Source organism: Mailhella massiliensis, from assembly GCF_020741395.1.
Lineage (GTDB): Bacteria > Desulfobacterota > Desulfovibrionia > Desulfovibrionales > Desulfovibrionaceae > Mailhella > Mailhella massiliensis_A.
Genome location: NZ_DYZA01000106.1, coordinates 1 through 8,516 on the forward strand (window position 1 = coordinate 1; position 8,516 = coordinate 8,516).

Here is an 8,516-nt window from a genome sequence, read left to right on the forward strand (position 1 = left end):
AGTTCATTTTTGTTACCGGCGGCGTGCTTTCCTCTCTTGGAAAAGGACTGGCCGCGGCTTCGCTGGGCGCCCTGCTGAAGGCGCGCGGCCTTTCCGTGACCATCCAGAAGCTCGACCCCTACATCAATGTTGACCCCGGCACCATGAACCCCTTCCAGCACGGTGAGGTCTACGTCACCGACGACGGCGCGGAAACCGACCTCGACCTCGGCCACTATGAGCGCTACCTCGACGTATCCCTTTCTCAGAACAACAACACCACTTCCGGACGCATCTACTACAACGTCATAAACAAGGAACGTCGCGGCGACTACCTCGGCGGCACCGTCCAGGTGATCCCCCACATCACTGACGAAATCAAGCGTACCGTGCTCAGCCTCACGGAAGGGGACAACGCCCCGGACGTGGCCATCATTGAAATCGGCGGCACTGTGGGCGATATCGAAGGTCTGCCCTTCCTTGAGGCCATTCGTCAGCTCCGTTCCGACATAGGCCGCAACAACTGCCTGAACATCCACCTCACCCTCGTGCCCTATCTGCACGCCGCCGGGGAATACAAAACCAAGCCTACCCAGCACAGCGTGAAGGAACTGCTTTCCATCGGTATTCAGCCCGATATCATCCTCTGCCGCTGCGAACAGACCATTCCGGCGGAACTCAAGAAAAAAATCGCCCTGTTCTGCAATGTGGATGAAGACGCGGTATTCACCTCCGTGGACGTGAAGAATGTGTACGGCGTACCGCTCAAGTTCTATGAGGAAGGCTTCGATCAGAAGGTGGCTATCATGCTGCGCCTTCCCGCCCGCAATGCCGACCTTTCCGGCTGGCACAAACTCATGAGCGACTTTGAGGAAGCCGCCAAAAACAAGGTGACAATCGCCATAGTGGGCAAGTACGTCGACCTCAAGGAAGCCTACAAGAGCCTGCATGAAGCCCTGGTGCACGCCGGCGTGGCCAACCATGTTTCCGTGAACCTGAAGTACGTCAATTCCGAAGAGGTCAATGCGGAAAACGCAGCCGCAACCTTCAAGGGATGCGACGGCATCCTTGTGCCCGGCGGCTTCGGCTATCGCGGCGTGGAAGGCAAGATAGAGGCTATCCGCTACGCCCGGGAAAACAAGGTGCCCTTCTTCGGCATCTGCCTCGGCATGCAGTGCGCCGTCATTGAGTTCGCCCGCAACGTGGCAGGCCTCACCCATGCCAATTCCGAAGAATTTGATCCGCTCACTGATGAAAAAGTCATCTACCTCATGACGGAATGGTACGACTTCCGCAAACATTCCGTGGAAGTGCGCGACGAAGCCAGCAACAAAGGCGGCACGCTCCGCCTCGGTGCGTACCCCTGCACGCTGCTGCCCGGTACCAAGGCGGCGGAAGCCTACAAGCAGGAAAATATCTCCGAGCGCCACCGCCACCGCTACGAGTTCAATAACGCCTTCCGCGAAACACTCAGCCAGCACGGCATGGTCTTCAGCGGGACCTCCCCCGACGGCACGCTGGTGGAAATCATCGAACTGCCCGATCATCCCTGGTTCGTGGGCTGCCAGTTCCATCCGGAATTCAAGTCCCGTCCCATGCATGCCCATCCGCTGTTCCACGATTTCATCGCCGCTTCCGTGAAGCAGTCCAAAAAGCGCTGAACGCCCCTGCGCGAAGCTTTCGCGCCGCCCTGTCCTGACTATAAGGGGGCGGACCCCATGGGTTCCGCCCCCTTTTTCGGCCATGTTCTGCGGCCCGCGCTATGTCGCTCAAAGGCCTCCTTCAGCCTTTCCTGCAAGCATATACATACTCTCGGGACTGCAGTCAGAAATATGCACGGGGCGTCAAAAACGGTCTTTTTCCCGTCGCGCGCATTTTCCCATGAAAAACGCCGCACCCCTGCGCGAGGCGGCCTTTTTCGTACCTAAAGGCCCCTGTTTCCCCATGCTTCGTTATGGATACGTCCCTCGTCAAAGCGTGCGGCCACAGAGGAACTTTTTTCTCCCGGATGCCCCACCAGCACAAAAGCCACGGGGATCACGTTTTCCGGAAGAGCAAGAAGCGCCCGGAAGCCCTTCACGCGCTCTTCCACAGGATAAACTGCCGTCCATACCGCACCGAGGCCCAGCCCGTGTGCCGCAAGCAGCAGATTCTGTGTACAGGCGGCGATATCAAGGAACCCCATGCCCGCGTATTTTTCTCTTTCCCTGTTCAGGCATATCATCACCCCCAGGGAAGCCTTCGGGGAAAAGGACGCATAGGGATTGATCCCTCCGGCCCTGACCAGTGCTTCCTTGTCGCGCACCAGAATAAATTCCCAGGGCTGTTCGTTGCCCGCGCTGGGGGCGAGCATGGCCGCTTCCAGCATGGCGCGCACCGCCTCCTCCGAAACCGGCTCCCCAGTATAGGAACGAACACTTCGGCGCGTCTTCATGGCCGTCCATATATCCATGCTCGTTTCTCCTCTTTCCGGCAAATACGAAAAGCTCCTGCCTCGGCCGCCCCTGCCGCGAAGGGCCGCGCCGGTCTTATTCACAGGAGCGTTCCGTCGCCTCCTGTCGCATACGACGACGGAACGAAATCCTTCCTGCGGATGTTATCAAAAATGAAAAGAAAAGAACAGGCTGACACAGCTTTATAAAGCGTTACCGAAGCACGGCTCCGCTCAAAACCAAGCACAGAGTCATAGGAAAGACTTTGCTTCAATGCCGTGACGAACACAGCCTCTTTGTCTTACGGCAGGCGGTATTATCCGAAGGGCTCTTCCCTGACCCTTTTTTCCAGAAAGATCAGATGTTCATCAATACCGCCCTCAAAAAGGGTTGCCGCCTTTCCGGCATAGCGGAAGCCCAGCCTGAGGTACAGTTTTGCCGCAGGCTCATTGTGTTCCCATGTGTCGAGACGCATCACGTCGCACCCTCTCCGGGCCGCCTCTTCGAGCGCAAAAAGCACCATGCGCGTTCCCGCCCCTTTTCCCGCCTGGGAAGGAGGAACGCAGAGCGTATGAATGACCAGCACCTTATCCGGCTCCGCAGCGTATTGCCACGAGATGGAGGCATACACGTCAAGCTGCACATGATTGAGAAGCATGCTTGCGCAGACCTCCCCCTCTTCTTCCATCACATACAGCCAGCCTTCCGCCACCCCGCGTTCCGCCACGCCCCTTGTGGGGTACACGCCCATTTTCCAGTTGGTAGTGCTGCCGTGTTCCCGCTCAAAAGTCAGAAGCTCGACATAGTGCTTCTCCACGGCGTCAATATCACATTCACGCGCCCTGCGTATCATTATTGCCTCCAGGTTGTTTCTTCACTGCGAAAATCCCCCTTTTTCCCTGTATATGGAATCAGGAAGAACCTCTGCCAAAAGCGCCGCACCCCATAACAATACCGAGGCAGCTGCCTGCACGCCGCAGCGGCAGGACTCTGAGCCATGCCACAGATACCACGCACTAAGCGTATATCAATTCATGGGGAAACACTTCCAGCAACAGATCAAGGTCTATTTTCAGATCAACGGTCTCGTCCCCCTGTGAAAGCTCCTGAACCGTCGGCCTGTCACCGGAATGAAAAAACAACGGCGGCTGAACGGGCATGCCGACACTCAGATAGTAATCTTCAAATTTCCTGTTGCCGCTCCCCATCAGCGGGGCATCCGGGATAGTGAACTGCCTGGCCGGAATTCCATAGGCATGAGCAATAATGATGCCATGCAGAGAAGAAGAAACGATTCTCTCACATTCACACACTTCATCAACAAAAGCTTCCACGTCACAGACGTCGCGCTCAACGTCAATAAGCTTGATCTCTTCAGGAAAATGAAGCAGGTTCTTATGGCTGAAATGACATATCACGCCGAGGCCGTAACGCTTCCGCCTCACCTTCGGCTGATAGAAACGCGGAAGCAGCAGCGCAGGATCGCCGTATATCCGTGGGCAGCGATATCCTGCACGAAGCAATGTTTCCCTTGTCAGCGGCCCGCGGACAGCACGGAACGAAGGCGTGGAAGGAAGAAAAGGAAGCAGTGCACGCCCCTGATAGAAGCGTACTTCCGCATGCATGCAGCCGCTCCCCCAGAATACACTGCGGCTGCGCAAGGTGCGGCTGTTGATGATACTCCCCACGGCACAGAGCTTACCGGGCCTCTTTATGGAAGCAGACACAGCTCTGGCGCCGGAAACCCTTTCCACGATATAAGGAGAGAGGCTGTCGCCAACATTATTGTTATCTCTCCACCAGTAAAGTACAATGCTTGAATTTTCTTTCATTTTTCACTGCCCATTTTAATTTCTCTTTTTTGAAAAATGAAAAATACAGTCTGGTATTGCCTTTTCAGGTACAAACCATGGAAAGCATTCCCCGGCTTATACTTCGTGCATATTTGCCTGTATATGTGCCCCCTGCACACAACCTGCAAAACTTATAGGCCGTGAAGGGTCAAATATCTCTACATACTCCGCCTTGCAGAAACACAGAAAGCGATCATGTCTTTTGCTCCCCTCAGAAGAACACAATATAATATAAAAGGGAATTATCTGTCCGGCTGAAGGCAGCAGGTCCTCCCCAGATTTCCGACAGAAAAATCCCCATGAAGCCATAGCTCCATGGGGATTCATCACTGCCTTACAGATTCCTGCCGCAACACTTCTTGAACTTCTTGCCGCTGCCGCATGGGCATGGGTCATTGCGGCCCACTTTCACGCCGTTGTAGGTACGGCGATCTTCCTCCTTTGCCGGGGCGGGGCCTCCCATGGCGGCGGGATCCGTCTTGTGCCGCAGGTTCAGGGCGGGCTCGGCCTTCGCTTCAGGTTCCTTTGCCGGAGCCTCGGGCGCGGCTTCTTCCTTCACTTCCTCCTGCGCCGCTTCCGGCGCGTTGTCGGCGGGCGAAGCTTCTTCCGCTGCGGTTCCGGCACTCTGCTCCGTACCTTCCGGGGACTCGCCGCCTTCCGCTCCTTCAGCTCCTTCCATTTCTCCCGGTTCCACACGGCGCATACGCACATGGGTCAGGGAAGTAAGCGCTCCTTCATGAATGCGGAAGAGCATTTCCTTGAACATGGCAAGCCCTTCGCTCTGGTATTCACGCTTGGGATCGCGCTGGGCGTAGCCGCGCAGGCCTATGCCTTCACGCAGGTAATCCATGGCGCGCAGATGATCCTTCCAGCAGCGATCCAGGGCTTCGAGGAGGAAATAGCGCAGAATGTCGCCGTACACGGGCCCGGCTTCCTCGCGCAGTTCATGGAAAATCCTCACCACAGCCTCCCGGGCATGATCCTTGCCGGGAATGGCGCTCATCGTCATTTCGGGCATGGCACGGGCGATATTGAAGACTTCCAGAAGGCGGCCGTTGACCTCGGCGCACATCTCGGCGTCGGGCGCTTCCTTGATAGCCTCCACAGGCTGATAGATGGTGTCGAGCAGCTCATCCACGAACTCAAACAGCACCCCTTCCACGTCGGGCAGCTGCATGAGGTCGCGGCGCAGGCTGTAGATCACCTCGCGCTGCTGGTTCATGACGTTGTCGTAGTCGAGCAGCGTCTTGCGGATTTCAAAGTTGTGGCCTTCCACGCGCTTCTGGGCGTTCTCAATGGCCTTGGATACCATGCGGTTCTCAATGGGTTCGCCTTCCTTCATGCCCAGCTTTTCCATGAGCCCGGAAATGCGCTCCGAACCGAAAATGCGCATGAGGTTGTCTTCCAGCGAAAGATAGAAGCGGGAGGATCCCGGATCGCCCTGACGGCCGGAACGGCCGCGGAGCTGATTGTCGATACGGCGGCTTTCGTGGCGCTCCGTGCCCAGGATATGCAGCCCGCCGAGTTCCTTCACGCCTTCGCCGAGCACGATATCGGTGCCTCGGCCGGCCATATTGGTGGCTATGGTCACATGCCCCTTCTGCCCGGCCTGCGCCACAATGGCGGCTTCCTCGGCGTGATGCTTGGCGTTCAGCACGCTGTGCGGCACGCCTTCTTTCTTGAGCATGGAGGAAAGAAGCTCGGAAGTTTCAATGGAAATGGTGCCCACAAGCACGGGCTGCCCCGTCTTGTACAGCTCCTTGATAGCTTCGATGATAGCCTGATATTTTTCGCGCTGGGTACGGAAAATGAGGTCGGGCCGATCCTCCCGGATCATGGGCTTGTTGGTGGGGATGGTGATGGTTTCCAGATGATAGATCTGGTCGAATTCCACCGCTTCCGTCTGGGCCGTGCCGGTCATACCGGCAAGCTTGTCATACATGCGGAAGTAATTCTGGAAGGTGATGCTCGCCAAAGTCTGGTTTTCTGCCTCGACCTTCACATGCTCCTTGGCTTCCAGAGCCTGATGCAGGCCGTCGCTGAAACGGCGGCCCGCCATGAGGCGGCCTGTGAATTCATCGACAATGACGACCTTGCCCTCGTCGCTCACAATATAGTCCACATCGCGCTTAAAGCAGTGATGCGCTTTAAGAGACTGAAGAATATGATGCTGGTAGGAGATGCTCGCCGGGTCGAACAGGTTTTCGATGCCGAGCATCTTTTCACACTTCGCTACGCCTGCATCGGTGAGCATGGCCGTCTTGGCCTTCTCATCCACAGTATAGTCTTCCTGCGCAACGAGGTGGCGTACCACGGCGTCCATGGCCTGGTACAGTTCCGTGGATTCGTCGCTCGCGCCGGAAATGATGAGCGGGGTACGGGCTTCGTCGATGAGGATGGAGTCCACTTCGTCCACAATGGCGTAGTTGTGGCCGCGCTGCACCAGCTGCTCGGCATAAAATTTCATGTTGTCGCGCAGGTAGTCGAAGCCGAATTCATTGTTGGTGCCGTAGGTAATGTCGCAGGCATAGGCGGCCTTACGTTCCTCATCGGAAAGGCCCTGCACGATGACGCCTACGGAAAGACCGAGGAACTTGTACAGGCGGCCCATCCATTCCGCGTCGCGGCGGGCAAGATAGTCGTTCACCGTGACTACATGCACGCCCTTGCCGGAAAGGGCGTTGAGCACCACGGGGAGCGTCGCCACCAGAGTTTTACCTTCACCGGTCTTCATTTCCGCAATCTTGCCCGCGTGCAGCACCATGCCGCCCACGAGCTGCACATCGTAATGGCGCATGCCCATAACGCGGCAGGAAGCTTCTCGCACCAGGGCGAAGACTTCGGGCAGGACGTCATCCAGCGTGCGCGCGCCGCTCTGGACCGCATCGCGGTATTCCGCAAGCTTTACAGGGAAGTCCTCATCGTTGAGGGCCTGCATCTGGGGTTCGAGTGCGTTGCACTTTCTGACTTTGGGGCGCAGGGAACGAAGATAGCGTTCATTTCTTGTGCCGAATATTTTGCCGATCAGAAACTTGATCATGGGTATCTCCGAAAAAAGTCGTTGGAACAAGGCAGAAGATAAGCCATGCCTCCCGGTTTGGCAAATGCTCCCGAGGGTGTTTCCTCCATATTTTCCCAATAAGGCGGGAATTCCCCTTTCACATGTCTTTCTGAAAGCAAAACCGTTGCAGAACGCTTCCAAGCCAAGCCCCAAGAAAAAAAACGGCAGACGCCCTGACGCCCGGCCTGAGAAAAACGTCCCTCCCGGGCTGGACAAAAAAACGCGCCTGCTTCATGATGAAGGATATATCCCGCCCTCCGGCACCCTGTGCCGCAACAATCAGGACAGTATATCAGGCAGCGCGTCCATGTTCCGCATCCTCCGCCCCTTTCTTGCAATTTTCTGTCTTTTTGTCGTGGCAGCCCTTGCCTGCGGCTGTTCCTCCAAGAATACCGGCTACCAGAACGGCCGTTACCGCGGCACCAAGCCCTACACGGTGCGCGGCAAAACCTATTATCCCCTGAAATCCGCGCACGATTTTGTGGAAACAGGCGTGGCCTCCTGGTACGGGCCGGGCTTTCACGGCAAAAAAACCTCCAACGGGGAACGCTATAACCAGAACGCCATGACGGCGGCGCACAAGCTTCTGCCCTTCGGCACGCGCCTCAAAGTGACCAATCTGGACAACGGAAGGGTAACGGAAGTACGCGTCAACGACAGAGGGCCCTTCGTGGACAGCCGCGTCATCGACCTTTCCCGTGCTGCAGCCAAGGATCTCGGCATGCTCGGCACAGGTACGGCAAGGGTACGCATCGTCGCCCTGGAGAACGGCCGCGAACCCGCCCTGCTCACGCCCGACGGCGACATGCTGGGCCTTTTCTATGTGCAGATAGGTTCCTTCCGCGAACGTCCCCGCGCCGTGAACCTTGCCGACTTCATGCGCACGCGCGGCTACGGCTGCCGCATCGCGCGGCACGACGGCAACGACCTCAGCTTTGTACAGCTCGGCCCCTATCCTTCCCGCTCTCAGGCGGAAAAGACGGCCCGCTCCCTGAGCCTCACCTACCGCGGGCTTTTCGTCATCGCGGAGTAACCCGGCTTTCTCCTGACACTCCTTTTGAAAGGGGCCCCACCGGCATAGCCGGTGGTTCCTCTTATGCGCCTGTAAGGCTTTCTTACCAGCCGCGCCCTAGCAGGCGCATGTACGGTCTGACATCTGCATTTCGACTGCCGGCGGCCCGTAAACGGGCT

At 57.2% G+C, this 8,516-nt stretch carries 6 protein-coding genes and 1 pseudogene; 2 read left to right on the forward strand and 5 right to left on the reverse strand.

All coding sequences use genetic code 11. The annotated features are described in order from the left end of the window. Positions 1-1,640: CTP synthase (locus tag K8W16_RS05560; protein ID WP_304121942.1), on the forward strand; the 1,640-nt coding region annotated here is incomplete at its 5' end. A 263-nt stretch (positions 1,641-1,903) separates the two neighbouring features. Here K8W16_RS05560 and K8W16_RS05565 read toward each other — a convergent pair. The 5 genes and pseudogenes from K8W16_RS05565 to secA form a co-directional block, all read right to left on the reverse strand. Then, positions 1,904-2,431, reverse strand: coding sequence for a nitroreductase family protein (locus K8W16_RS05565; protein ID WP_304121944.1), 528 nt, complete (start codon positions 2,429-2,431; stop codon positions 1,904-1,906). 296 nt (positions 2,432-2,727) lie between these two features. Further along, positions 2,728-3,264: a GNAT family N-acetyltransferase gene (locus tag K8W16_RS05570; RefSeq protein WP_304121946.1), complete on the reverse strand. Its 537-nt coding sequence runs from the start codon at positions 3,262-3,264 to the stop codon at positions 2,728-2,730. A gap of 163 nt (positions 3,265-3,427) precedes the next feature. After that, entirely contained in the window at positions 3,428-4,243 is an 816-nt protein-coding gene (locus K8W16_RS05575; RefSeq protein ID WP_304121948.1) for a polysaccharide pyruvyl transferase family protein, read from the reverse strand. 355 nt (positions 4,244-4,598) lie between these two features. After that, complete coding sequence (locus K8W16_RS12370) at positions 4,599-4,967, reverse strand: SEC-C metal-binding domain-containing protein (RefSeq protein WP_369694458.1); 369 nt, start codon at positions 4,965-4,967, stop codon at positions 4,599-4,601. Continuing rightward, a pseudogene (gene secA, locus K8W16_RS05580) lies at positions 4,953-7,304 on the reverse strand (preprotein translocase subunit SecA); the annotation flags it as partial. The pseudogene secA and the gene K8W16_RS12370, both read right to left, overlap by 15 nt. A 328-nt stretch (positions 7,305-7,632) precedes the next feature. Between secA and K8W16_RS05585 the strand changes: the two are divergent. After that, positions 7,633-8,358, forward strand: a complete 726-nt coding sequence (locus tag K8W16_RS05585; RefSeq protein ID WP_304121952.1) for a septal ring lytic transglycosylase RlpA family protein — start codon at positions 7,633-7,635, stop codon at positions 8,356-8,358. Positions 8,359-8,516: the final 158 nt, after the last annotated feature.